Origin of the sequence: Litorivivens sp. (genome assembly GCF_041624475.1) — a bacterium.
Lineage (GTDB): Bacteria > Pseudomonadota > Gammaproteobacteria > Pseudomonadales > Spongiibacteraceae > Litorivivens.
The window spans coordinates 1-25841 of sequence record NZ_JBFJUX010000024.1; the positions used below are offsets into that span (position 1 = coordinate 1).

The window sequence follows — 25841 nt, forward strand, 5'->3', positions numbered from 1 at the left end:
GACGATAGACGCAGTATTGTTTGACTTTGGCGGGGTTTTTACGCTGTCGCCTTTTGCCGCTTTTGATGAGGTCGGGCAGGGCATGGGGGCTCGTCCGGGGCAGATTCAGGAAATTGTTTTCGGTAACTATCATGAAGACGGAGATCACCCCTGGCACCGGCTTGAGCGCGGTGAAATGACGCTGGATGATTGCCGTACAGAAATCATGACGCGCGCTGAGCAGGATCACGGTCTTAAGCTGGATATCTATGAGGTATTCGCCGCCATGCCCCGCGACGGCGGCTTGCGTACCGCCTTTGTGGATAAGGTGGCAGAGCTGAAAACACGTGGCTTAAGGCGTGCGATCATCACCAACAACGTAAAAGAGTTTTCTGATGGCTGGCGCTCTCTGATGCCGGTGGATGATCTGTTTGAACTGGTGGTGGATTCCTGCGTAGAAGGAATACGTAAGCCCAACCCGAAGATTTTTGAGCTGACGCTGCAGCGCATGGGTATTGACGACCCTTCACGCACGGTTTTTCTCGATGACTATCCGGCGAATATTGCCGCGGCAGAAAAACTCGGCATGAGGACGGTGCTGGTTACCGAAGATGCGGATGCGGCGTTGTTGGAGCTGGATGGAGTGTTGAGTTCTTGAATTTGGCTCTCACCCTCACTCCAGCCCAGTGACTCGCTGTGCTCGGGGCTTTGCCCCACCGTCCCAAGCTCCGGTGCCCAAGCCCTGCGGGTTTGTCCCCGAGGGAGAGGGGGCGTTCTGAACTACCTGTGCACTCTGTCCACAATGAGGCGGCGAAAGGGCTCAGTTGGTTTGCAAACCTGCCACATCCGGGTAGCGCTGCTGCCAGTTTTCAATCAGCGGCTTTTGGTCTATATCCTCGGGATGGAAGCCGCGCTTGAAGGCCTTGAGAAAGTGCGGAATGGACTCGCGCATCAGACCACCTTTTCCCCAGAAAAATTTCATCGCCTGCCACCACTCTTTTAAAGACGCACGGCGGTTGTCGGCATGCATCAGCAGGCGCTGAAACGAGATAGCACGGCCAAAAAACAGCAGCAGGGTCATAAACATTACTCGCCGCCGCAGAAATTCATTGTCGACGCATTCGCGAAACACATCAAAGGCTACTGCTTTGTGTTCGATCTCTTCCACCGCATGCCAGATAATCATTTTGCGAAAGGTCGGATCCATCTGCTCGAGCAGCTCCGGGTGACGCAGGGCGTGTTCGGCCATGGTTGCCGTGACATGTTCCAGTGCAACAGTGATGGCGAGTTGGCGCTGGGGTTTGAGCCGTTTGCGGGCCAGATCGAGCAGGGCCTTGGCTTTCGCTGCTACGGTGTTGACGGGAAAGCCCTTGGCCTCCAGGGCGTTGTTGAAATCTTCATGCGCCTTGCCGTGGTGGGCTTCCTGGCCGATAAAGGCGCGGATTTCCTGTTGCAGCTTTGGATCTTTCACGTCTTCGCGATAGTAGCGTACCGTATCGATAAAGAAGCGCTCACCGTCGGGAAAGGTGCCTGACAAAGCATAGAAGAAAGTCGATATCAGCGGATTGCCGCCAAACCAGTATTTTTCCATATCCTTGTCGATGGCAAAGTTCATGCGACGTACAGTGATGCTGTTGTCCATGCTGGGCTCCTGTGGCCGACGGGTCCTGTCGGCATTTATCAAGTATTGATTTATCGATGGTGAAAATATGCCACCATCGCCGTGGCGGCGGCAGGTTAATTCGTCGCAATATCGGGTGCTTTGGGATCAAGGGAGATTTCGTTGAACGCAGACAGAGTGGGGCGCGGGCGCTACGGTATATCCAGCGATTACCTGATTTCACTCAGTGAGCAGGCCTTTGAACGCGGTATGAGCGTGGCTGACCTGCTGGACGGTAGTGGCCTGGAGCCCGGTATTCTGCTGCAGCAGGATGTCTCAGTGGGACACGATTCTTTTCTTGCGACAATGCGCAACTTTTGCGAATACGACGGTAATTTCTGGACGGCGCTGGAAGGCGGTCGGCGTATGACGCTTTCCAAGCACGGTTACGTTGGCTACGCGGCGCAGCACAGCCAGACCTTGATGGATGCCGCAGAAAAGCTCTACCGCTATGTGTCCACACGCATCGAGTTTTTCGAGTTGCGTCCGGGAGAAGATCCGGATCGCGCAAAACTTATTTTACTGCCACTCGTTGATGACAATGCCACCCTGCGCTACGTGGCGCTGAATTTTCTGGTCTGTCTGGAAACCCTGTGCAGACAAATCCTCGGTCGCAGTGCCAGCGAATTTCCGAGCCTTATCACCCTGACGGGCCTGCCGCCTGAAACTCCCATGCCACCCTTGCCTGCCGGCTCGCGTATCGATTTTAACAGCACGTATTACAGCCTGAGCTGGCCGCGCAGCATTGTGGATGCACAGATACCCGCGCGCGATGAAGACCTGGCGCGGCTGGCCGAGGCGCGCTGTGAGAGTGACCTGCGCAAGCACAGTGAACAGCAGAGTGTGTCGGAGCGCATTGCCCTGCAACTGCAACGCATGGAAGGCAGTTTGCCGCCGCTGGAAGAAATTGCCGCCCGGCTCAATATGTCAGTTGCCACCCTGAAGCGGCGTTTGAAAGCCGAAGACAAGAGCTATCAGCAACTCAAGGATGAGCAGCGTCAGCGCCAGGCGTCGCGCTGGCTGGCCGAGGGGCGCTTAACGGTGGATCAGATTGCCGACCGGCTGGGCTACAGCGATGCCAGCAATTTTTCCAAGGCCTTTAAAAGCTGGACCGGGCTGTCGCCCAGTGCTTACCGGCAATCGTTGGACGATAAGCACTAGTGTTGCCGGGGATCAGAAGTTGTAACTGACCCCGAGCTGGACGAAGGGCAGCCAACGGTATTTGTCTAGCTCGTCCTCTATTTCCCGTTCTTCCTGTTCGATCTGCTCGCGACACTGGGCATCGTCGTTACAGGAGCCGGAGGAGCTCATGTCGACGCTGGCCGAGCCGATGTAAATGACACCGAGGTCAGCGTTGACCGCAAAGCCGCTCTCGGCACGGTGGCCCCAGCCAATGCCAAGGTAGGGGGCTATCGTGTCAAAGTCGACCTTGGTGGTCACCTCGCCGAGAATAGTAGGTGAGTACACACTGTTGCCGAACTCGCAGGTAGCCAGCTGGGGAATAACGGCGTCGGCGTTACAACGGGTGACCACGGTTGCGTCGCTGTTGTTGAGGAAAGTGCCACCGGAGACCCGGAAAATGCCGTTCCAGGGGTGCCAGTCCGCCAGCAGGTAGGCGTTTTTCAAATCGACGTCGCTGTCGTATTCCAGTTCATCGCCTTCCACGCCGTTATTGTCCTCGGCGTCGAAATCCACATCCAGATCGCCCATCAGATAGCCTGCGCGCACGCCCCAGGGCGAATCCCAGCGATAGCCTATCTCACCGCCAAAGCCGATATCCGAGGCCTGAATACTGGTAGTGACTTGTGCCTGGCTGGTGGTGGTAAGGGTGAGCAGTAGCAGCGAAAGCAGGCTGCCGGTCAGTGTTTTGTGCATTGGTTCCCCGGAGCTGGTGGTTTAAGGATGAGACGACAGGGTAACGTACTTACGTACCGACTTCAGGGCCGGATTCTTTAGAATAATACCGAGGACCGCAATTTCGCCGAGTCAAGCCTGAAAAGCTTCTCAGTAACCGTCTACAATGCCTGCCTTCTATAAATTGCTAATGACAAGACAGGACAGTTTTCTATGTGGTTCAAGAACCTGCTTATTTATCGCTTTACCAAACCCTTTGAGCTGACTCCGGAGCAGGTGGAAGAAAGGCTGCACGAGCAAGCCTTTAAGCCCTGCTCCAGCCAGGAGCCGAGCACCCTCGGCTGGGTCAAGCCGCTTGGCCAGCAGGGCAGTGAGCTGATTCACACCAATAACGCTTGCATCATGGTGTGCAGCCAGCGCCAGGATAAGGTGTTGCCGGCGGCGGTGGTCAAAGATGCACTGGAAGAAAAGATACTGAGCATTCGCGAAGATGAAGACCGGGTGCCGAGCCGCAAGGAGCGGGTTGATTTGAAAGAGCAGCTGATCTTCGAAATGTTGCCCCGGGCCTTTGTGAAATCCCGCAGGCAGTATGCGTATATTGACCCCAAAAACGGCTGGCTGATCGTCGATAGCGGCAGCCACTCGCGTGCAGAAGAATTGATTGTTCTGCTGCGAGAGAGTCTGGGCTCGGTGCCCGTAATTCCTGTTGCACCCAAAAACACCGCCTACCACACCATGACGCACTGGTTGCAGAACGCCGCGCCCATGGGCTTTGAGCTGGGCGGAGAGTGTGAACTGATTGATTCCGCTGATGAAAGCGCAGTTATTCGCTGCAAGAACCAGAACCTTCAGTCCAAAGAGATTCTTAATCACATCGACAGCGGCATGCTGGTGAAGAAGCTCGCTATGAGCTGGGCGGACAAAGTCGAGTTTCTGGTCGATGATCAGCTCACCGTCAAACGCCTGCGCTTCAGTGATCTGATTATGGAACGGGCCGACGAAGTTCACACTGATACCGCTGCTGAGCAGTTCGATGTGAATTTTTCGATTATGAACGCAGAGCTGGCTAACTTTATTCCGGCACTACTGGAGGCTTTTGGCGGCGAGGATACCAGTGCGCTGGAGGCTGCTTGAGAAAACGGCGCTTTAAACTGGCCAAGTAGCCGTAGTTGAGCTATTAACTATAGGCCTGTATTCCGAAACAGAAGAGAATCCTAATGGTTAAAAAATACTGTTTGTTTGTACTTACCAGCGCATTGCTTGCTGGTTTTGTGGTCGCAGATGACGACGATGACGATCGTCGCGAGAAAGCTGAAGAGAGGCGTGAGAAGTACCAAGAGCGTTATGAAGAAGACGAGGAAGAGCGTCGTGAGAAAGCCGAAGAAATGCGCGAAAAATACAAAGAGCGCTATGAAGATGACCGTGATGACGACCGCGAAGAAATAGAAAAAAAGCATAAAAAAGAAAAGCATAAGTACGAAAAGCACAGCAAGGAAGGCAAGGGGAAGCACAAGGATAAGGCCAAAAAACCCAAGGGCATGCACGGCCGTGACTGGGCTGCAGAAAAAGGCAAAAAGCATGGCTGGGACGAAGGCAAGCCCGCCAAATATCGCGACCGGGATGACGATGACCGGGATGACGACGACCGGGATGACGATGATCGGGAACATGACCACGACCACGAAGCGGGTCATGACCATAGCAGCCCCGAAAAAAGGGACCCTGAACATGATGTGGCCGAGTCGCAAGACCCGGAACAGACCCTGCGCGATATGGCCAAGGACACCGCAGCGCGCAAGGCTGGCGCTGAGAAGGGAAGCGCATCAGAGGCCCTGATCCACATGGGTACTGACGCGATTCTCGATCGCGCCAAAGGTGGTGGTCAGTCCCAGTAGCGGCAGCTAAGTGGCGTTAGGTAAACTATAGAGGCGGCTGAGGCCGCCTTTTTTATGGGCGGCCTTTTGATGGGCATCCCGCATTAGTTGTAAGGCAACTGGCTAGCGTGGTGGAATTGCCTCTCTGGAATCTGTGATAGAGAGCGCTGTGCGCAAAATCATCCACTGTGATTGCGATTGTTTCTACGCCTCGGTTGAGATGCGTGACGATCCCGCGCTGCGCGGGATTCCGCTGGCGGTTGGCGGTGCCAGCGATCGACGTGGCGTTATTGCCACCTGCAATTACGAAGCCCGCTCTTATGGCGTGCGCTCCGCCATGCCCTCAGCACACGCCATGCGCCTGTGCCCGTCGCTTGTGGTGATTCCCCCCAATTTCGAAAAATATCGCGCGGCGGCTTATCAGGTGCGGGAGATTTTTCACCGTTATACAGACCTTGTAGAACCGCTATCGCTGGATGAGGCCTATCTCGATGTCAGTGATTCGCAGCACTTTCAGGGCAGCGCCACCCTGATTGCGCGGGCCATTCGTGAGTCCGTCAGCCAGGAAGTCGGCATCACGATTTCCGCCGGTGTTGCGCCAAACAAGTTTCTCGCAAAAGTTGCCAGCGACTGGGATAAGCCCGATGGGCTGACCACGATCACGCCGGATCAGGTGGAGTCCTTTGTCTCGACTCTGCCGGTGCGACGCATTCACGGTGTCGGGCCTGCCATGCAGAAAAAGTTGCTGGAAAAGGGCATAGAGCGCTGTGGTGACATTCTTAGCTGGTCAAAACTGGAGCTGGCCCAGGCCTTTGGCTCCATGGGGGAAACCCTCTACCGCTATGCCCGTGGTGAAGACAAGCGGCCGGTCGCCAATAATCGCGAGCGAAAATCACTGAGCGTTGAGCGCACCTACGCCGATGATCTGATCAACCGCCGCGCCTGTCAGAATCAATTGCCGAAACTGATGGCGATGCTGGAAGAGCGGCTGGCCAAGCTGAGTCGGCGCGGTGCTATTACCGGGCATTTCGTCAAACTGAAAAGCAAGGATTTTGAAACGACAACGGTCGACCGGCAGCTCACGGGTGGGTTGGAGCACAACGAGTTCGCCGACATGATGGATGAGGCTTGGGGCCGGTTTAAGAAACCGGTGCGCCTACTTGGCGTTGGCTTGCGCTTCCACACCGACCGTATGAGCAGTGATCAGCAGTTGCGTTTATTTGACTAAGACGCTGTCGACTTATGCTCGAGCCGGCGCTGTGGGTGCAATACTAGCAAAAACGGCCTTACAAAACGGTCATATACCCTGTTAGGGTCGGGGGCATAATCAGTTAAAACACTGGAGCCTCGCAATGTCAGCTGGTCAACCCCCTGCACCCGAAGCCTTGCTGGAAGCCGAGTTTGAACTCGGCTTTACCTATTCCCGCACCCTCGGTCCGGTCATTGGTACCTGCTTTGCTGTACTGGCAAATCACCGCTTTCTGGGTATAAAACGCAGCGATGGCAGCGTGCTGTTTCCGCCGCTTGAATATGATCCGGAAACCGCTGAAAGCCTCTCCGAGTGGGTGGAGCTGGGTGACACCGGCACCGTGGAAGGCTATTGCTGGGTGAAGCACCCCCGCGACAAACACAACGAACTGGCGCCTTTTGCCTGGGCGCTGATCAAACTCGATGGCGCCGATACGCCCTTTCTGCACAAGGTGCGGGTGCCGGATGAATCGGTGATCTGTCCCGGTCTTCGGGTCAAACCGCTCTGGGTGGCCGAACCTCAGGGTGATATTACGGACATCGCCGCTTTTGTGCCGGCTTCGGAGGTTAACTCATGACATCCCGTCCAAGCCCGGATATCCCTGAGCCAAAAGAAATGGTCGAGCGGCCTGTCTACTTAACGTACCGCTATCGAGCCAACCCCCAAAGCAACCGGTTTCTCCACGCCATCAAGCAAGGCCTCATTCTGGGCGTCAGATCCAAAGGCAGTGGCAAGGTGCTGGTGCCGCCGCCCGGGGTGTGTCCTGAAACAGGCACGCTCACGCCGGGCGAGATGATTGAGCTCTCGAACAATGGAACGGTGCTGAGCTATACCATCGTGCATCTGCCAATACCCAACAGCAAACTCAAACCACCTTTTGTGGTGGCCAATATTCTGCTGGACGGTGCCGATCAGGCATTCAGTCATCTGATTGCCGAATGCGAACTCAAAGATGTGCAGATTGGTACACGGGTACGAGCCAAGTGGAAGCCGGAAGAGGAGTGGGACTACGGCCTGGAAAATATCGAATATTTTGTGCTGAGCGGCGAGCCAGCGGTGGATATTGAAAGTCACCGCGAGGCACGGCTGCAGGAGGCGGCAAAACATGCGTGACGTTGCGATTGTCTCCTATGCTCAGGCGCCGATGCAGCGCGATGCCGGTGGCCGCACTGACGTGGAACTGCTGGTGCCGGTGATGGATCAGGCGCTGGCCGGTGCCCAGCTTGGGCGCAAGGATATCGACTTTGTCTGTTCCGGCAGCTGCGACTATCTGGCCGGTGCGGCCTTTTCCTTTGTCATGGCGGTGGATGCGCTGGGTGCAACACCCTGCGCGCAGGAATCCCATGTGGAAATGGATGCTGCCTGGGCGCTCTATGAGGCTTGGCTCAAATTTCAATGTGGCGAAATTGATACGGCGCTGATTTACGGATTTGGAAAGTCGGCGCCGGGTGACCTGCCCGATGTGTTGAGTCTGCAGCTCGATCCTTATTACACCCAACCCCTGTGGCCCGACTCCATTTCACTGGCGGCCATACAAGCGCAGATGAGTATTGCCAAAGGCTGCTTTAGCGAGCGCGAGATGGCGCAGGTGGTGGCAGAAAGCCGGCGCAACGCCCAGCGCAATCCCCATGCCCAACTGAAAGGCGAGTACGCGGTGGACGGCCTGCTGTCGGAGCCGACCTTTGTCTCGCCCCTGCGCCGGCATGACTGCAGCCCGATCAGCGATGGTTGCTCCGTGCTGATACTGGCCTCCAAAGAAAAGGCCGCAGCCCTGTGCGAGCGCCCGGCCTGGATCAAGGGGCTAGACCACCGGATGGAGTCGCACTTTCTCGGTACTCGCGATCTCACAACGTCAGCTTCCAGCAAACAGTCGGCTGAGGCTCTGCAGCTCGACCGCGACAAACTGGATTGCGCTGAACTCTATGCGCCTTTCAGTCACCAGCAATTGATTCTGCAGCAGGCTCTGGGTTTGAAAGAGAATACGGATATTAACCGCTCCGGCGGCGCCCTGGCCGGTCATGTGTTGATGGCCGCCGGGCTCGATCGTTTTGGCGCTGCCGCCCAGGAGATCTTTGCCGGTCGGGCGGATAGAGCTCTGGCCCATGCCACCAGCGGCCCTTGCCTGCAGCAGAATCTCTTTGGCGTACTGGAGGGCGCGGCATGACAGAACAGGTAGCGGTAATCGGTATTGGCCAGACGGCGCGCTATCGTTCGAAACTCAATGTGTCGATGGCGGGGCTGGTGCGCGAGGCAGCGCTGGAAGCCTTGAGCGATGCGGGCCTGGAATGGAAAGACATCGACGCGCTGGTGATTGGCAAGGCACCGGATATGTTCGAAGGTGTGGTGATGCCGGAGATCATGCTGGCCGAAGCGCTGGGCGGTACCGGCAAGCCGGTGATCCGGGTGCATACTGCTGGCAGCGTCGGCGGTTCAACCGCCATCGTGGCGGCTCAGCATATTCGCAGTGGCCAGTTTCAGCGGGTGCTGACGGTGACCTTTGAAAAGCAGTCGGAATCGAATGCCCAGTGGGCGCTGTCGCCGTCCACCCCCTTTCGGCCGCATTTCAATTCCGGCGCCGGTGGCATGTTTGCTCCGGTTATCCGCGATTACCTGCGGCTCAGCAAGGCGCCCGAAGATATTGGCTGTCAGGTAGCCGTGAAAGATCGCCAGCACGCCTGCCGCAACCCTCGCGCCCAATTGCAGCTGCCGGATATCACGCTGGAGCAGGTGAAAGAAAGCCCGATGCTGTGGGAGCCGGTGCGCTTTCTAGAAGCCTGCCCCTCATCCGATGGCGCCTGTGCCATGGTGATGGTCAACGGCAAGTGCACGGGCAGCTCCGCCAACCCCCCGGCCTGGGTGCATGCCACCAGTATGCGTTCGGAGCCTTCTTTCTATCCCTGGCGCAATGAGGTCAATCCGGCGGCGGGCCGGGAATGTGCCAAAGAGCTTTATCAAAAAGCCGGTATCAGTAACCCACGCAAGGAGCTCGATTGCGCAGAAATCTATGTGCCTTTCAGCTGGTTTGAACCTATCTGGCTGGAGAATCTCGGCTTTGCCGATGAGGGCGAAGGCTGGAAACTGACCGAGAGTGGCGCCACCCATCTCGACGGTGGTGATATTCCCTGGAACTGCAGCGGCGGCGTACTCAGCTCCAACCCCATTGGGGCCTCTGGCATGATCCGTTTTGCCGAAGCTGCCCTGCAGGTGCGCAGCATGGCCGGTGAGCATCAAGTAAATGGTGCCCGCAAGGCCATGGGGCATGCCTACGGCGGCCATAACCAGTTTTTTGCCATGTGGGTTGTGGGTAGCAGCGCCCCCTGAGTGTAGCGGCAGGCTTGCGGTATTTGTGGGCTATTTCACAGAAACGCCTTTTCTATTCCTATCTTTGTACTACAGTCAACTACAAGCGGAGCTGTATTTTTTTGGTGCAGGCCTGTTTTTGCAGCATGCCCTGGCATGGTGCTGGATCCAGATACAGTTAGAAGTCGTATCTATAGATGAATAACGATAAACCTGGTTGAACCGGAGAAAACCATGCGCAGATCCCGACTGACCGTACTCGCCTTATTATGTTCACTCCCCTTTTCTGCTCAGGCTCAAAGGGCCTCTCAGACCCTATTGGAAGAAGTGCTGGTAACAGCACAGAAAAAATCGTCCGCTCAGGAGGTTCAGGACACCTCAATCGCCATTACGGCCTACGGTGGCGACCAACTCGAAGCGCTCAAGGTGCGGGATTTGAAAGGTCTCAGCTATTCCATGCCTAACGTGGCGCTGGAAGATGTGGGTACAACCAAAGGCACCGCAAATTTTGCGATTCGCGGTTTGGGCGTTAACAGTTCCATTCCTTCTATTGACCCAACCGTCGGTGTGTTTGTTGATGGCATGTATCTCGGTATCAATGGCGGCGTCGTCTTCGATATGTTCGATCTGGAAGGGATCGAAGTGTTGCGCGGCCCGCAAGGTGTGCTGTTCGGCCGAAACGTAACAGGCGGTGCCGTACTGGTCAGAACCAAACTGCCGGGCGAAGAGTTTGCCGGCAGTGCTAAATTTGCCGTGGAAACCGGTCTTAACCGCTACTACTCAGCTTCCGTATCTGGCCCCATGACAGACAAGCTTAAAGCTAAACTGTCGGTGTATTTAAATGAAGACGAGGGCTGGCACGACAATGAGTTTGGTGATGACAGCCATGGCGATGCTCGCACCCGTTTGATCCGCCCGGTCTTTGTTATCGATCTGGACGAATATTCGGATCTCATTCTGCGCTTTGAGCGAGGCGACGCCGAAGGTGATGGTCCCGCGGGGCAAAACCGTGGTCGCTTTGATCGCGATGACTTTAAATTTTCCATCAACGAAACGGGTTACTTCGACAATTACTGGAATCAGGGCATTGTTGAATACACGCGGGATGTGGATTTCCTTGAGGGGCGCATTACCAATATCGCTGGCTGGCGTGCCTATAATAGCGAGGGGGTGAGCGATATTGATGCTTCTCCTTCAACCCTGTTTCATGCCGGATTCGAAACCCAGCAGGAACAGGTCAGTAATGAATTTCGTTTTAATGGACGGATTGGACAAAAGATCGATCTGACAACCGGCCTCTATTATTTTGATCAAGAAGTTAAGTATCAGGAGAACCGTCAGGTAACTGCCGGTGCTCCGGGTGTCTTTGCTTACTTTTATGGTGGGGGTATTCAAGATCACGATACCTGGGGGGTATTTGCCTCGGTTGACTATCTGATGTCCGAAAGCCTGACGTTTACAGCAGGCTGGCGTTTCTCGCAAGAATCCAAAGAAGCCAAAATCAGAACTCTCCAGGCGACCGTTGTTGGTCCGAACATGCGGCCTGACACAATACCCGCCGGACAATGCGATGTGATTGGTGGCAACTGCGCATTTGATTTCAAGGACGACAAATCCTGGTCCAATATCACGCCTAAGGTAGGTGTGACCTGGACGCCCAACGATCAAATGCAGGTTTACTCTTTCCTGACCAAGGGCTTCAGAAGTGGAGGCTACAACCTGCGCAATACGGACCCTTCGTTTTCGCCCGGACCATTTGATGAGGAAACGCAGAACAGCTTCGAGGTGGGGGTTAAGTACGATACCCCGGACAATCGCGGTCGATTGAACGTGGCAACGTTCTACAATCAGATCAAGGATATGCAGCGTGAGGTCAACCTGCCGTCTGGCGGCTCGGGCGTGGTCCAGATTATTCGCAATACTGCCGACGCCGAGATTATGGGCATTGAACTGGAAGGTCGTTATGCGGTGTTGCCCAACCTGATTGTTAACCTTTCAGTGGGCTATGTAGAAGGTGAATACCGCGAGGTTAAATTTGATCTTAATGGCGACAAGGTCGTGAACGGTCAGGACGGTGAATTGGACCTGCCGCGTCTGGCTCCGCTGACAGGCAGTCTGGGCATTATCTACGATCAGAATGTGGGTGATTTTGGTTTTGTCACCGCTCAGGTAAGTTACAGCCATCGTGACGAAGCTGCTTACACTGATAACAATCGTGGCACGCTGAATGACGCCAATATGGTCGATGCGACCCTGTCGCTGTCGCCTAATTCCGAGGACTGGACGGTTTCACTCTACGGCAAAAACCTGCGTGATGAGGTCACCGAAGGTGGCGATACCCAGTTGCCGTTTGGCGCTCTGGGGGTAACGTCCTTTTCACCTCTGAACAAGGGCCGGGTGGTCGGTGCTGAGTTCAAGGTGCGCTTCTAATATTGAGTAGATCGCTCCGACGTGCGTCGGGTCGATTAGCCGCACTACGCCCCCCTTGGCTCATCAGGTGGCTGTGTTGCGAGCAACAACACGCTAGAATAACGGCAGGCAGCACCTGCCGTTTTTTTTATTTCAGGGGTACCCAATGTCGCAGTTTGAAAATGTCACCGTTGTAAAAGCCGCCAATCTCTATTTTGAGGGCAAAGTCAGTAGCCGCACCGTCCTGTTTGCCGACGGCTCTCGCAAGACGCTGGGGCTGATGCTGCCGGGTGAGTACACCTTTGGTACCGAAGCCGCTGAAGTTATGGAAATCCTGGCCGGAGACCTGCGGATAAAACTACCGGGAGGCGACTGGCAGAGCATTAGCGCCGGGCAGAGTTTTGATGTTCCCGCCAACGCCAGCTTTGACGTTGTGATCGAGACGCCCACCGATTACTGCTGCACCTATCTGGATTGATTACATCGACTCAAAGGAGCTGAATTGAGGCTGTACTGGCTGATTTATCTCGCGAGCGCGGCGTTGATACTGGTAACCCTGTTGCCGCTCTGGCGGCGAGAGGACTGGTGGGTGCGGGTTTGGGATTTTCCGCGACTGCAACTGGCCTGCGCCGCAGGTATTCTGCTTTTGCTGCAGTCCCTGCTGCTGGACGAGGGCGCCACGATCACGCTGCTTGTCCAGACCGTAACCGCACTGTGTCTGTGCTATCAGCTCTGGTGGATTTTTCCTTACACGCCGCTGGCGCGGCATGAGGTTAAAGCCAGTGCTGACATTAATGCAGACACAAACCTGAGTATTGTGACGGCCAATGTGCTGACAACCAATCGTCAGGCGCAGCGCTTTCTGGCGCTGGTGGAGGACATGGCGCCGGATATCGTGGTCACGCTGGAGTCGGATGCCTGGTGGCAGTCACAGCTGGATTTGTTGGAGGATCGCTACCTTCACACGCTGAAATGCCCGCTGAACAATCTCTATGGCATGCATGTGTATTCACGTCTGCCTTTGCACGACGGGCAGATTGAATTTCTGGTGGAAGACGATGTGCCCTCCATGCATGCGATGGTCGAGCTGCCGTCCGGTGACTGCATCCGCTGTCACTTTCTGCACCCGGCGCCACCCAGCCCAACCGAAAATGAAGAGTCAGCCGAGCGCGACGCCGAGCTGATCATGGTGGCGAAAAGCCTGCAGGACTACAAAAAACCGGTGCTTGTTACCGGCGATTTAAACGATGTGGCCTGGTCGGGAACTACCCGCCTGTTCAGGAAAATCAGCGGCCTGCTGGATCCGCGGGTTGGGCGGGGTATGTTCAATACCTATCACGCAGCCATCCCCCTTGCTCGCTGGCCGCTGGATCACCTGTTTCACAGCGCTCATTTTACGGTTAACGAGCTCAAGCGCCTGCCGGGTTTCGGCTCCGATCATTTTGCGCTCTATGCGAGCCTCAACATGCACAGGCACGCCTTGCCGTCACAAGACGGGTTGGATGCGGAAGCTGAGGACAAAGCCTGGGCTGAAGAAAAGCTGAGCCAGCAGAGCGTTGATGAATCTGACGTGCCGGTTCCGCGGGTCTGATTGGTCAGCCTGTCTAGCGGAGAAACTCTGCCCGAGTCTTTGCATCGGAGCGAAACGCGCCGCCGAGGGCTGTGGTTTGTGTCGTCGACGTAGAATCCATCACGCCCCGCGCTTTCACGCAGTAGTGAGCGGCGTTTATCGACACCGCCACGTCGTCGGTTCCCAATAGCGTTTGCAGCGCCACCAGAATCTGCCGTGTCAGCCTTTCCTGCACTTGTGGTCGCTGGGCAAAGAAACGTACCAGCCGGTTGATTTTGGACAGACCGATGACTTTCTGCGCCGGAATGTAGGCGACGCTTGCGGTGCCATCGATGGTGATGAAGTGGTGCTCGCAGGTACTGGTCAGGCTGATATCACTGACCCTTACCATCTCGTCGACCTGCATTTTGTTGTCGATGGCGGTGATTTTAGGGAACGAGCGGTAGTCGAGACCCGAGAAAATTTCATCCACATACATCTTGGCAATGCGATGCGGTGTTTCGGCAAGGCTGTCATCTCGCAGATCCAGACCAAGTGCTTCCACGACCTCGGTCATGGCGCTGCGAATGCGCGCGTACTTCTGGTCGCGGCTCAGGTGGTTCTCTACTTGGGGCGTTTCAAGGCCTGCCTCGATCAAAGCGCTACGCACCTGCTCCGCAGCCTCAGAAAACTCAGCCCCGTTGTTGTGTGCGTCCTGGTGTGAAAAGGATTCAGCAGCTTTCAGTGCAACAGTCATCGGCAGTCCCCAAAGGTGTTTTTAAGGCACCTCTGATTAATTCGGCAATGAGCTAACGCCGAATTAATCAGAGGTGCCCTAACTTACGCGCTTGGATGGAGGCTGGATCACGGGCGGGGGATATTATCCGGGCACTCGTTTGCTTGCTCGCTGGCATTGTGCCTAGTGATTTACGCTAATGCCCATTGCGCTGTTTCTGTAACCTGAAGGCGCGTGCTAATCAGGTTGTTTGTGTATTGGTTTGCTTTAGTCCGCTCAACAGGCAGGCACAAAAAAGCCCCGCGAGCGGGGCTTAAAACTGATCGTGCTTGGCTAGTGCGGTTTAGAATTCGCCGCTGACCGTCAGGCGTGCGCTGCGAGACTCGCCGACAGTTACCTGATGGGTGCTGTGCGCATTCGGGAAGTACAACTCATCGGTCAGGTTTTCGATATTGAACTGCACGCGCAGACTGGCTGACACATCGTAGATGATGGCCATATCGGTGCGGGTGTAGCTGGGCAACTTGGCCTTATTGCCGTTATCGATAAAGCTCTCGTCCTGATACGTCGCACCAAGCCCAAGTCCCAGATTGTCAGTTACTTGGTACATGCTCCAGAGAGAAGCCATATGCTCGGGCAACTCGGTGGGCCGCTTGCCGGTAGAGCCAGATTGGTTGACAATTTCGCCATCGAGATTGCCGTAGCTGGCAGAGATGTACCAGCGATCTGTCAACTGGCCTTCCAGCTGCAGTTCATAGCCGTCGATTTCTGAGTCGACCACCACAAACGCATTGGGGTCGTTGTCGTCCACCTGGGGTGCGCTTTCTTCGTTCTCGAACACCGCCATTGTCAGGCTGAGGCCCTTACTGAAGTCCCACTTCATACCTATTTCACGGTTTTCGTAGGTATTAGGATCCAGATCGTTGGCAGCGCCATTGATGTTGGCGAATTGCTCGCCACTTTTTGGCAGGAAAGATTCGCTGTAGCTGGCGTACAGTGAAATATTTTCTTTCGGCTTATAGACGATGCCTGCGCGGGGTGAAACTTCTTCGTCTTTACGGCTGCGCTTTTCATTGGCTACTACGTTATTGACATCGATGTCGAAGCTATCGAAGCGTGCGCCCAGCACTACATCCAGATGTTCTGAAATCTCAATCTCGTCCTGCAGATAAACCGAGGTCACTTTCAGGTCCACGCGCGTGTCGTCGTTGATATCAACCGTAAAATCGTTCGTGGTTGTCATGCCATTGGCATTAACACCGACACCATTGCGCAGATTAAGTGGACGCTGAACAGTGAATACCTCGTTGTCGTCCATGGTGGTATTCCAGAAGGCGTTCCAGCGATCCTGATCTGAAGACGTATCGATATATTCGGTGCCAAAAATAACTGTATGACCAATAGCTCCGGTGTCGAACTCACCGATCAGGTTGCCCGACAGAATCGTATTCTGACGATCTGTGGTGTCCACGTAGCCGTCCAGTGTTACCTCATTGGGGCTGTTGACCTGATCATAGCTGGAGGCGTAGAAGTTCTGATACAGCTTTTCATAGTCGCCGTAAAAAGCGGTCAGGTTGCCTTTCAGTGAGTCTGAAAAGCTGTGTTTTACCGTGGCGCGGAACAGGTTGGCGAGCAAATCGCTTTCATTGAGGTTTTTATCGCCGAAAACGATATCGTCGAATGCCTCAACCGGGCGGCCGTCAGCGCCGGTGGGAATGCCGCGGTCGATAAAGCGTTCGTGATTGACGTACTCGTAAGAAAGATCCAGCGATGTATTGTCGCCGAAGGCCAGTCGCAGAGTCGGATTGACGCCAAAACGGTAGCCTTCGTAAAAGTCACGGTGATTCTTCAGACTTTCGGCCATGGCATTTAAGCGAAGCGCCGCGGTTTCACTCAATGTCGCATTGCCATCAAAGCTCAGAGCGGTCTCATCAAAGGTATCGACGCTGGCCTGATAGCGGGCAAAATCCTGACCAATCAGGCCTTTTTTCGTTACACGGTTCAAGGCGCCACCGGTGCCGCCGCGGCCGAAGAACAGGGCGTTGGGGCCGCGCAGAATCTCAACCTGCTTCAGGTTGTACAGGGAGCGGTAGTACTGAACATCGTCACGCACACCATCGATAAAAAAGTCAGCCGTGGCACGGCGCCCGCGGAATACCACAGCGTCGCGGTGACCTTCACCCTGCGAGGTATTCACACCCGGGGTGTAGTTGATGATGTCGCCAATCGCGGTGAAACCCCGCTGCTGGATTTGCTCGGCCGTCATTATCGACAGGCTCTGAGGCACATCAATAATGGGCGTGGGTGTTTTAACCGCCGTTACCTCATTAATTGAGAGGTATTGGCCTGTCACGATGAGTTCTTCGTATTTCTTTTCGGCCAGAGCGCTATTCGTGGTCGCCAGGCTGATGGCGGCGGTAAGCAGCGAGAGCCCCGATTTGGATGGAAGCATCAATAATCCCCTTTTGTCACAGGAAGCGATTTTTTTAGGCTGCAGGATGTTAGAGAATCATCGCATTGAATGCAAATATAAATTATTCTCATTTACAGGGGGCTGGCTGAGTCCTATCGATTGTGTATGGCTTAACAGGGGGTTATGGTAATGTGTGTTCACCGTTAACATAGTGAGTTGCCCATCATGAGTGCCGTCAAAAATCTCTGGAAAACCCTCAACACCAAGCCCGGTGGCAAGTGGCTTTTCACCAAGACCATCTGCCTGAAGGCTCCGTATTTTTCGTCGATAAAAGCGCGCTTTGAGCGGCTGGAAGTGGGTGGCGTAGAAATCACGCTCTGGGACAAGCGCTCCATGCACAACCATATCGGCACGGTTCACGCGATTGCCATGTGCAATGCGGCGGAACTGGCGGCGGGTATCAGCACTGAATATTCGGTGCCGTCGGATGTGCGCTGGATTCCCAAAGGCATGACCGTAAAGTACCTCAAGCCCGCCAAGGGCCTGCTTAAAGTTGTTGGTAGTCTGCCTGTCATTGAGAGCGGCGTGGCCGCTGATGTGCCGGTTTCGGTGGCCATTACCGACCGGGAGGGCGACACAGTGTTTACCGCAGAAATCATCATGTATTGTTCTCCCAAGAAAGCTAAAGCTGCCTAAGGAGAGCCAGCCATGGAGGGTTTCGACAGTCTGGAATTGACCGCGCCCATTATTCAGGCGCCAATGGCCGGTGTGCAGGGCGCGGCGCTCGCCGCTGCGGTATCCAATTGCGGCGCGCTGGGTTCGCTGCCCTGCGCCATGCTTTCGGGCGAGGCCTTGGAAGCAGAACTCTCGCGGCTGGCTGAGCTGACGAGCCGGCCGGTCAACCTGAATTTTTTCTGCCATCGGGACGGCGAAGAGTCCCCCGAGCGATACGCACAGTGGTTGCAATTACTGGCGCCTTTTTTTGAGGAATACGGCGTTAACCCCGAAGCGATTCCAGTCGGCGCCCAACGGCAGCCCTTCTCTGAGGCGGTGGCGGAGGTGGTCGAAGGGTTTCGGCCCAGAGTGGTCAGCTTTCATTTTGGCTTGCCCGAAAAAGCCTTGCTGGACAGGGTCAAGTCCTGGGGCGCGTTGGTGTTGTCGTCGGCGACCACCGTGGACGAGGCGCGCTGGCTGGAGCAGCACGGGGCGGACCTTGTGATTGCCCAGGGCCTGGAGGCCGGTGGTCATCGCGGGCACTTTTTGCGCGACGACCTAGAAGGGCAAATGCCCACTCGCGAGCTGGTCAGCCGCTGCGTGCAGCAGCTGTCTGTTCCGCTTATTGCAGCGGGCGGTATTGCCTCACCTGAGGATGCCATTGAAATGCGCCGCGCAGGTGCGGCCGCAGTGCAAATTGGCTCTGCCTACCTTCTCGCCGACGAAGCAAGCACCTCCCCCATACACCGGCAGGCACTGGCGACTGAGCGCCGCTGCGAAACCGCTCTCACCAATCTTTACACTGGCCGCCCGGCGCGGGGTATCGTTACCCGGCTAATGCGTGAGCTTGGGCCGATGAATGATAAAGCGCCGGTTTTTCCCTTGGCGGCCAATGCCGTGGGCGCTCTGCGTAGTCAGGCTGAACAGCAGGGAGACGACAGCTTTACACCGCTGTGGTGTGGTGAAAGAGCCAAGCCACGCAATGCCAGTGCGGCGCAGATTAGCGAAACCTTTTTGCGGGCCTGGGTGGCCAGTGATTAGAGATTAATCCAGCCGCTGTTTCAGCAGCGGTCGCAGGGTGTTGATAAAGGCTTTCACCCGGGCGCTGGCGGGAATATTGGCGGGGCGCATCAGCCACAGCCCCATACTGAGCTCAGGGTCGGGTGGGCGAATAGCGGTGAGCTGGCGGTCGCCGTCCGCCAGAAAACACCACAGGTGGGCCACTCCCAGCCCGCTCTTTACCGCAGCCAGAATGGCGTTCCAGCTGTTCACTTGGGCCGGTTTATAGACATCCTCCGGCAATTCTCTTGCGATCCACTTGGCGGCCTGGGATTCAGCCAGATCGCTTCCCCAGCCAATCCAGTGATGAGCTGCCAGCGGCGTTTCTGCCGGCAGGCGCTTGAGATAGCGTTTGCTGGCATAAACCGCGCGCTGCATTTCACCGAGAAAATGTCCGCGAATATGGGGCGGGCAGGAATTGCTGACGGCGATGGCAACATCGGCCTTGCGTTGATTCAGTGCCGCCACCGGGTCGACGGTATTGAGCAGCTCCCAGCGCACCTGCGGGTAGTCCCGGGAAAACTGGCTCAGCTCCGCGATAAACTCCGGCCCAAGACCCAATGGCGCGGCTATACGCAGCTCGCCGGCGAGCCTTTCTTCCTCCAGCCCTAGGCTTTCCTCCAGCGACAGCAATTCTTTTTCCAGTCGGCTGGCCTGCCGGTAGAGCGCGCCGCCAAATGAACTAAGCTCATACTGGTTGTGCTGATGAGTAAACAGGGGCTGGCCGAGGCGGCGCTCCAGTTGGGTGATGCGGCGCGCGACCGTGGTTCGGTTGACGCCCAGCTCGCTCGCCGCCGCCGAGAAGGTGCCACCGCGCACAGCGGCGAGGAAAAATCGCAGGTCGTCCCAATTCATGCGTGCAATATTGCACGCTATGGGTGCGAACACAATCATTTATATGCACGCCTGAAACGGCCTATAGTCGGCCTCATAACAAGACAGTGATGGAGCAAAACCATGGCAAGAGTGGCGGTGGTGACGGGCGCAGGCACGGGGATCGGCGAGGGCATTGCCCGCTGTCTGGCGCGGGAGGGGATGACTGTTGTGGTTGCCGAGTTGAATCAGGCCACCGGCGAGGCTGTTGCCAGTAAACTGGAAAAGCTCGGTGGTCGGGGCAGGTTTATTGCGACGGACGTTACCGATCTCGCTTCGGTCGACGCCATGATGCAGCAGGTGCTGAACGAGTTTGGCAGGGTTGATGTGCTGGTGAACAACGCCTACCCCACCAACAGCCTGCCGGCAGCGGCGCTGGAACAGGATGACGAGCGCTTGGAGCGGGCGTTTACCGCGGGCTTTCGGGCGGCGGTCAGAACCATGAAGCTCGCCCAGCCCGGCATGGCGGCCCAGCGCTGGGGGCGGATCATCAATATCTGTTCACTGAACGGGGTGAACGCGCACCCGATGACCGTCGATTACAACAGCGCCAAAGAGGCACTGCGCGCCTATACCCGCACCGTTGCGGTCGAGTGGGCGAAGGATGGCATCACCGCTAATGTGATCTGTCCGGGGGCGGCGACCTCGGCTTACAAAATGATGGAAGAGTTTGCGCCCCAGATGATAGGCGACATTCTCAAACTGGTGCCCATGGGGTACATGGGTGATCCGGAAGCGGATATCGGGCCGGTGGCGACCTTTCTGGCCAGTGAGGGCTCGCGCTATATGACGGGAAATACACTTTTTGTCGACGGGGGCGGTCATATCAATGGTGTGCCCTGGCGCCCGGAAGGCTAAACCAGACAATCTGAAAACCTGAGCAAGGACCTGCTAAATGAGTGCAAGGCTTAACAACAAGGTGGCGATCGTAACCGGAGCCGCCCAGGGCATAGGACAGGCGATAGCGACGCGTCTGGCTGGTGAGGGCGCTGCAGTGTGCGCGGTGGACCTGCACCTGGATAGCCTGAGTCAAACCCTGTCGAGTATTGAGGCCTGTGGTGGTCGGGCGATTGCTCGCGCCTGTAATGTCACCGACAGTGCCGAGGTAAAAGAACTGTTTGCGGCGGTCACGGACGAGCTGGGCGCACCGGCTATTCTGGTGAATAACGCGGGTATTGGGACGGCGCCAAACGATGGCTTTGACCTTTATCAGCAACGTATGGCCGAACGCAGCGCGCAAATGCAGCGCGGTGAAAAACCTACGGTGTACGCTGACCATATTCCAGACATGGAAGACGAGGGCTGGCTGAGCGTGGTCAACGTCAATCTGAATGGCACCTTCTACTGCTGTCGCGAAGCGATTCGCAGCATGATTGCCAGCGGTACGCAGGGCAGCATTATCAATATTTCCAGCACTTCGGCTGTATCCGGTGAAGGCGGTGTGCATTATTGCGCGTCCAAGGCGGCTGTTCTCGGGCTGACCAAGTCGCTGGCTATGGAAGTGGCGGCGCGCAATATTCGCGTCAATGCCATCTGCCCGGGACCGACTAACACACCGATCATGGCGAATATATCCGACGACTGGAAGCAGGCCATGGTCGCTGCCATTCCGCTGGGGCGTATCGGCGAGCCGGTGGAAATTGCCAATACCGCGCTGTTTCTGGCGAGTGAGGAGTCATCGAGTTTTACCGGGCAGACACTGATGGCGAATTTGGGAACGTACTTGGCTTAGGCCGCGAGACATAGCCCCTCACCCTGTCCCTCTCCTGAGGGAGAGGGACAGGGTGAGGGGAGAAATAAACGAGGAGAACATTATGAGCAAAAGATTGGAAAACAAAGTCGCTATCGTCACCGGTGGCGGGCAGGGCATCGGCGCGGCAACTGCCATCCGCTTCGCTGAAGAAGGCGCGAAGGTTGTAATCTGCAGCCGCCGCATGGAACCGCTGGAGCAGGTCGCGAAAACCATTCGTGATGCGGGCGGGGAGTGCACCCCCTTGTCAGTGGATGTCAGTGATGAAGATGCAGTAAAGCGCCTGGTGGAAACCACCGTATCCAAGTACGGCAAGCTCGATATTATCGTTAACAATGCGGTGCTGATGGTGCCGGAAATGATCGGCAAGCACAGCACCAAAGGCTGGCGTCAGAACTTTGCGGTATCGCTCGACGGCGCCATGTTTCTGATGCGCGAAAGTTACAAGCAATTGCGCGCCAACAAAGGTGCGGTGGTGAATATCTCCTCGGTCTGCGGGTTGCTGGGTTCCATGGGCACGGCCGGTTACAGCGCCGCCAAGGCGGCGATGATTGGCCTGACCCGCAACGCCAGTATCGAGTGGGCGCCGGATGTGCGCGTTAACGCCATCACCCCCGGCGCCTTTCTGACGCCCGCGCTGGAAATGGTCAATCCCGATGAGGAAAGCCAAAAGGCTACCGGTAAAACCATTCCGCTGAAAAGGGTCGGTGACCCACGCGAGTGCGCCAATGCCATTCTGTTTTTAGCCAGCGACGAGGCTTCCTACATCACCGGTATTGTGATGCCGGTCGACGGTGGTCGCACCGCCGAGCTGAATACCGGCGCCGCCTCCTGGGAGGATTGAGATGGACGAAAAACTGCTGCAACGCATCGACCGGTTGGAATCTCTCGACGAAATCCGCCAGCTGGTAGCCAAGTATTCCCTGTCCCTGGATATGCGGGATCTGGATGCCCACGTGAACCTGTTTGCGCCGGATATTCGCGTCTCGCGTGAGTTGAGTGGTCGCGCCAACCTGAAAGCCTGGGTTGACGATACCTTGCGCAACCAGTTCACCGGAACCTCTCATCATGTGGGCAATCACATTATCGAGTTCGACGATCCGGATCACGCCGTCGGCGTGCTTTATTCAAAGAACGAACACGAGTGCGGCGCCGAGTGGGTCATCATGCAGATGCTGTACTGGGATGACTATCAACGCATTGACGGGCGCTGGTACTTCCGTCGCCGGCTGCCCTGCTACTGGTATGCCACCGACCTCAATAAACCGCCAATCGGGGATATGAAAATGCGCTGGCCGGGGCGTGAACCCTACGAGGGTGCTTTCCATGAACTGTTTCCGAGCTGGCGCGAATTCTGGGCGAGCAAGCCCGATGGTACGCCTGAAGTCGCCGAGCCTGCTCCGGTGGAGCAGTTCCTGAAAACCATGCGCCGCGGAACCCCGGCGCCCAGAATCCGGGTGCGCTGATGAAACTGTTTACACCAACTGAATTGGGGCGACTGAAACTGCGCAATCGTGTGGTGATGGCACCAATGACTCGCTCGCGGGCTGATCAGGCCAGTGATGTGCCCACCGATATGATGCGCGAGTACTATCAGCAGCGCGCCAGTGCAGGGCTGATCATTACCGAAGGCACTCAGCCCAGCGCCGAGGGCAAGGGTTATTGCCGCACGCCCGGCATTTACTCTGCGGAGCAGATCGCTGCCTGGAAAACCATCACTGCGGCTGTTCACGCTGAAGGTGGCCAGGTTGTCTTGCAGATTATGCACTGCGGGCGGGTTGCGAGCGCTGCAAACAAAGCAGCGGGTGTGCGCACGGTTGCGCCCTCTGCAGTCACTGCCAAGGGGGAGATTTTTACCGAGCAGGGGATGTTGCCGTTTGACGAGCCGGAGGCGATGAGCGAGGCCGATATTCTGCAGACCATCGACGATTATCGCCGCGCAACCGAAAACGCCTTTGCGGCGGGTTTTGACGGCGTGGAGCTGCACTGCACCAGCGGTTACCTGCCGGCCCAGTTCCTGTCGACCGGTACCAACCGTCGTCAGGACGACTGGGGTGGAAGCCTGGAAAAGCGGCTGCGCTTTGTACTTGAAGTGCTCAAGGCGATGACGGAGGTGGACGGTGCCGACCGTGTTGGTATGCGCATTTGCCCCGGCAACCCCTTTAACGATCTGCACGACGACAATCACCAGGAAACATTTTCTGCTTTGCTGCAGAAGGTTGATCCAATGGGATTGGCCTATCTGCACGTTATCCGTATGCCGCAGTTGGGGCTGGATAATATCGGTCTGGCCAAAGCGAATTATTCCGGTGCGCTGATCGTGAACGAAAGTTTTGATCGGGACGAAGCAGAAACGGTGCTCGACGAGCAGATTCAGGCGGTGTCTTTCGGTCGGCCCTTTATCGCCAATCCCGATCTGGTGCGGCGCTACCGCGAAGCGCTGGCCCTGTCGCAAATCAACCCCAAAACCCTTTACACGCCGGGAGAAGCTGGGTATACCGATTACTCCACCTTCGACTAACACGTGAAAGGGAGGCATACAGCAGCGATATGCCGCGTCTGTTTGTCGCAGTCCCCCTGTCGCAGCCGCTGAAAGAGCGGCTGCAGACAATTCAACCGCCAAAAACCCGGGGCATCACGCCGATGGCGCCCGATAACCTGCATCTGACCTTGCAGTTTATCGGTGATGCCGACCCGGAAATTGTTCTCAAGGCGCTGGCAACAGTCAGCGCCTCAAGCTTTACGCTGGAATTTACCGAACTGAGTCAGTTCCGCAACGGTGTCATCTGGCTGGGTGTGAAAGACAATCCGGGCTTGAAGGCCCTGCAGCTCAGTGTGCTGAAAGCGCTTCTTACAGCCGGTTTGCCGCTGGAGAAGAAACGCTTCGTACCCCATATCACCCTGGCGCGTTACAAACGTCATGTGCCGCAAGCGGTGATCAGTGAACTGATAAAACAGAGCGCCGCAGACGTCCCCGCGGAGCAGGTAATAGGCTTCGGGCTGTTTAACAGCCAGACGGTGGATGAGGTGCTGACCTACAAATGTATTCGGGCCTTTCCCCTGGCGACTTGAGCATTCGCCGCAAGTAAATTGGTCGCCTTGGAACATCTGTTAAGCGGCGACGGACGTAAGCACTGACGCAAGACAGACATAATAATTATTTGTACTCGCAAGGAGTCAGTATGCAGCGCTATATCGATCCAATTGAAACCGTTGATGAAGTTGAAGAGAAATCCCGCCGGGTACTGGTGTGGGGAGCCACACTGTTTTTGGTGGGTCTGATTGAAGGTGGTTTTATACCGTGGTTCACCAATCCCCGCATGGGGCTGTCGGCTCACCTTTCCGCTGTTCAGGGTGGGATGGCGCTGCTGATTATTGGCTTGGCCTGGAACCGCCTGCAGCTGTCACCGACCCAATTGCGCTGGACCTACTACTTTAACGTTGCCGGCGTTGTGTTGATCTGGCTGGCACTGACGCTGGCGGCGGTGCTGGGTACCAGTAGTGGTACACCCATTGCGGGGGCTGGTTTTGGTGCTGGTACGGCCGCAGAACTCACGGTTCAGGGCATGCTGACGGTGGGGGCAGGGGCGGCCATTGCGGGTGGTGCTTTGTTTTTCTGGGGGCTTGAATTGACGACTTGGCGGAAAAAAGGGAAAAGCTAACGCTTTTTGAAAGTAGCTAATCTGCAAGCTACAGAGTACCGCTTTTCTTCCTCCCCTTGGAGCAGCCGAGCACTGCAGCATTCGGCGGAAACAAGCGAGCGGGTGTCTGAGCCCGATAGGGCGAGTTTCCGCTCGCGCCGCCGGATGCGAAGCGCACAGGGGATCGGTTGGAGCGCAGCGGAAACCGACTGCGGAACGGGGCGTCCTTTTTCTTGGTGACTTCTTTTTCGACGAGGAAAAAGAAGTCACTCGCCCAGCAGGGCGAAACCGGCGCCAAAATCCGGCAGCAAAAAAATAAAAAACCCCAGCCGACAGGCTAAACCCTCACACCAACGTCCCAAACACCTTGTCATACAGCAAGGTAATCGTCGAATAATTCCCCTGATGCATGTCTTTATGGTGATTGGCATGCTTCACCGAAATCCAGCTCAACGTCTTGCCGGGGAAGCTGTCCATCCGAATATGGCAGTGATTGATAATATTCAGATTCTGAAACACCAGCACCGCGACCGCCAGGCTGGCGACATGGTAGGGGCCGATAAAAAGGCCGAGCAACGCGGCTGATCCCATAAACAGAGAAATACCGATAAAGGTTTCCAGTGGGTGCACATAGAAGGCGTCAATGTGCGTCGGTTTGCGGGCCTGATGGTGCAGGGCATGCACCCGACGGAAATAGCCTTTGCCGTGGAACAGAAAGCGATGTGTAAGATAGTAGAAGAAGTCGTAGACCATCAGAATGGCGACAATATCGACAGCGATC

At 56.2% G+C, this 25841-nt stretch carries 27 protein-coding genes; 21 read left to right on the top strand and 6 right to left on the bottom strand.

Translation table 11 applies throughout. From position 1 onward, the window contains the following. Positions 1–637: HAD family hydrolase (locus ABY734_RS15835; protein ID WP_372780347.1), on the top strand; the 637-nt coding region annotated here is incomplete at its 5' end. A gap of 162 nt (positions 638–799) precedes the next feature. On the opposite strand, the gene ABY734_RS15840 is transcribed toward ABY734_RS15835, so the two are convergent. Continuing rightward, entirely contained in the window at positions 800–1621 is an 822-nt protein-coding gene (locus tag ABY734_RS15840) for a metal-dependent hydrolase (RefSeq protein WP_372780349.1), read from the bottom strand. Between the two features lie 141 nt (positions 1622–1762). On the opposite strand from ABY734_RS15840, the gene ABY734_RS15845 reads away from it, so the two are divergent. Beyond that, a complete protein-coding gene (locus ABY734_RS15845) occupies positions 1763–2800 on the top strand; it encodes a helix-turn-helix domain-containing protein (RefSeq protein ID WP_372780350.1) in 1038 nt (345 codons plus the stop codon). A 12-nt stretch (positions 2801–2812) separates the two neighbouring features. Here ABY734_RS15845 and ABY734_RS15850 read toward each other — a convergent pair whose 3' ends face one another. Next, on the bottom strand, positions 2813–3514 hold the full coding sequence (locus ABY734_RS15850) for a hypothetical protein (protein ID WP_372780351.1): 702 nt from the start codon (positions 3512–3514) through the stop codon (positions 2813–2815). Between the two features lie 192 nt (positions 3515–3706). Between ABY734_RS15850 and rdgC the strand changes: the two genes are divergently transcribed. The 10 genes from rdgC to ABY734_RS15900 all read left to right on the top strand — a co-directional run bounded on the left by rdgC (position 3707) and on the right by ABY734_RS15900 (position 13916). Further along, the gene (gene rdgC, locus ABY734_RS15855) at positions 3707–4627 is read left to right on the top strand and encodes a recombination-associated protein RdgC (RefSeq protein ID WP_372780352.1); all 921 of its coding nucleotides are present in this window, start codon (positions 3707–3709) and stop codon (positions 4625–4627) included. Between the two features lie 83 nt (positions 4628–4710). Continuing rightward, positions 4711–5388, top strand: a complete 678-nt coding sequence (locus tag ABY734_RS15860) for a hypothetical protein (protein ID WP_372780353.1) — start codon at positions 4711–4713, stop codon at positions 5386–5388. A gap of 148 nt (positions 5389–5536) precedes the next feature. Beyond that, entirely contained in the window at positions 5537–6595 is a 1059-nt protein-coding gene (dinB, locus tag ABY734_RS15865) for a DNA polymerase IV (RefSeq protein WP_372780354.1), read from the top strand. 124 nt (positions 6596–6719) lie between these two features. After that, positions 6720–7193, top strand: coding sequence for a Zn-ribbon domain-containing OB-fold protein (locus tag ABY734_RS15870; RefSeq protein WP_372780355.1), 474 nt, complete (start codon positions 6720–6722; stop codon positions 7191–7193). Continuing rightward, entirely contained in the window at positions 7190–7729 is a 540-nt protein-coding gene (locus tag ABY734_RS15875; RefSeq protein ID WP_372780356.1) for a Zn-ribbon domain-containing OB-fold protein, read from the top strand. Before ABY734_RS15870 ends, ABY734_RS15875 begins: the two co-directional genes overlap by 4 nt. Beyond that, entirely contained in the window at positions 7722–8780 is a 1059-nt protein-coding gene (locus ABY734_RS15880; RefSeq protein WP_372780357.1) for a thiolase domain-containing protein, read from the top strand. The genes ABY734_RS15875 and ABY734_RS15880 overlap by 8 nt, the downstream gene beginning before the upstream one ends. Further along, a complete protein-coding gene (locus ABY734_RS15885; protein ID WP_372780358.1) occupies positions 8777–9937 on the top strand; it encodes a thiolase domain-containing protein in 1161 nt (386 codons plus the stop codon). Before ABY734_RS15880 ends, ABY734_RS15885 begins: the two co-directional genes overlap by 4 nt. Positions 9938–10150: 213 nt before the next feature. After that, the gene (locus ABY734_RS15890) at positions 10151–12346 is read left to right on the top strand and encodes a TonB-dependent receptor (RefSeq protein WP_372780359.1); all 2196 of its coding nucleotides are present in this window, start codon (positions 10151–10153) and stop codon (positions 12344–12346) included. Between the two features lie 145 nt (positions 12347–12491). Continuing rightward, positions 12492–12803 (top strand): pyrimidine/purine nucleoside phosphorylase, encoded by a 312-nt coding sequence (locus tag ABY734_RS15895; RefSeq protein WP_372780361.1) that lies wholly within the window; start codon positions 12492–12494, stop codon positions 12801–12803. Positions 12804–12833: 30 nt separating this feature from the next. Further along, positions 12834–13916 (top strand): endonuclease/exonuclease/phosphatase family protein, encoded by a 1083-nt coding sequence (locus ABY734_RS15900; RefSeq protein ID WP_372780374.1) that lies wholly within the window; start codon positions 12834–12836, stop codon positions 13914–13916. Between the two features lie 13 nt (positions 13917–13929). On the opposite strand, the gene folE is transcribed toward ABY734_RS15900, so the two are convergent. Next, positions 13930–14631: a GTP cyclohydrolase I FolE gene (gene folE / locus ABY734_RS15905; protein ID WP_372780362.1), complete on the bottom strand. Its 702-nt coding sequence runs from the start codon at positions 14629–14631 to the stop codon at positions 13930–13932. 322 nt (positions 14632–14953) lie between these two features. After that, entirely contained in the window at positions 14954–17062 is a 2109-nt protein-coding gene (locus ABY734_RS15910; RefSeq protein WP_372780363.1) for a TonB-dependent receptor, read from the bottom strand. A 186-nt stretch (positions 17063–17248) separates the two neighbouring features. Between ABY734_RS15910 and ABY734_RS15915 the strand changes: the two genes are divergently transcribed. Both ABY734_RS15915 and ABY734_RS15920 read left to right on the top strand, forming a co-directional pair. Continuing rightward, positions 17249–17719, top strand: coding sequence for a hotdog fold domain-containing protein (locus ABY734_RS15915; protein WP_372780364.1), 471 nt, complete (start codon positions 17249–17251; stop codon positions 17717–17719). Positions 17720–17731: 12 nt separating this feature from the next. Further along, entirely contained in the window at positions 17732–18778 is a 1047-nt protein-coding gene (locus tag ABY734_RS15920; protein ID WP_372780365.1) for an NAD(P)H-dependent flavin oxidoreductase, read from the top strand. A gap of 3 nt (positions 18779–18781) precedes the next feature. On the opposite strand, the gene ABY734_RS15925 is transcribed toward ABY734_RS15920, so the two are convergent. After that, positions 18782–19690, bottom strand: a complete 909-nt coding sequence (locus ABY734_RS15925; protein WP_372780366.1) for a LysR family transcriptional regulator — start codon at positions 19688–19690, stop codon at positions 18782–18784. 63 nt (positions 19691–19753) lie between these two features. On the opposite strand from ABY734_RS15925, the gene ABY734_RS15930 reads away from it, so the two are divergent. The 7 genes from ABY734_RS15930 (at position 19754) to ABY734_RS15960 (ending at position 25081) form a co-directional block, all read left to right on the top strand. Beyond that, positions 19754–20527 (top strand): SDR family NAD(P)-dependent oxidoreductase, encoded by a 774-nt coding sequence (locus ABY734_RS15930; RefSeq protein WP_372780367.1) that lies wholly within the window; start codon positions 19754–19756, stop codon positions 20525–20527. Between the two features lie 37 nt (positions 20528–20564). Continuing rightward, positions 20565–21401: an SDR family NAD(P)-dependent oxidoreductase gene (locus tag ABY734_RS15935; protein ID WP_372780368.1), complete on the top strand. Its 837-nt coding sequence runs from the start codon at positions 20565–20567 to the stop codon at positions 21399–21401. A gap of 82 nt (positions 21402–21483) precedes the next feature. Beyond that, complete coding sequence (locus tag ABY734_RS15940; protein WP_372780369.1) at positions 21484–22263, top strand: SDR family NAD(P)-dependent oxidoreductase; 780 nt, start codon at positions 21484–21486, stop codon at positions 22261–22263. Position 22264: 1 nt separating this feature from the next. Then, positions 22265–22885 carry a nuclear transport factor 2 family protein gene (locus ABY734_RS15945; RefSeq protein ID WP_372780370.1) on the top strand — a complete coding sequence of 207 codons (621 nt, stop codon included), beginning with the start codon at positions 22265–22267 and terminating at the stop codon, positions 22883–22885. Further along, positions 22882–23940, top strand: coding sequence for an alkene reductase (locus ABY734_RS15950; protein ID WP_372780375.1), 1059 nt, complete (start codon positions 22882–22884; stop codon positions 23938–23940). The genes ABY734_RS15945 and ABY734_RS15950 overlap by 4 nt, the downstream gene beginning before the upstream one ends. 29 nt (positions 23941–23969) lie before the next feature. Next, a complete protein-coding gene (gene thpR / locus ABY734_RS15955) occupies positions 23970–24491 on the top strand; it encodes an RNA 2',3'-cyclic phosphodiesterase (protein ID WP_372780371.1) in 522 nt (173 codons plus the stop codon). 110 nt (positions 24492–24601) lie between these two features. Next, positions 24602–25081, top strand: coding sequence for a hydroxylaminobenzene mutase (locus ABY734_RS15960; protein WP_372780372.1), 480 nt, complete (start codon positions 24602–24604; stop codon positions 25079–25081). Positions 25082–25405: 324 nt separating this feature from the next. Here the strand turns inward: ABY734_RS15960 and ABY734_RS15965 are convergent. Beyond that, the coding region (locus tag ABY734_RS15965) for a sterol desaturase family protein (RefSeq protein ID WP_372780373.1) at positions 25406–25841 on the bottom strand (436 nt) is incomplete at its 5' end.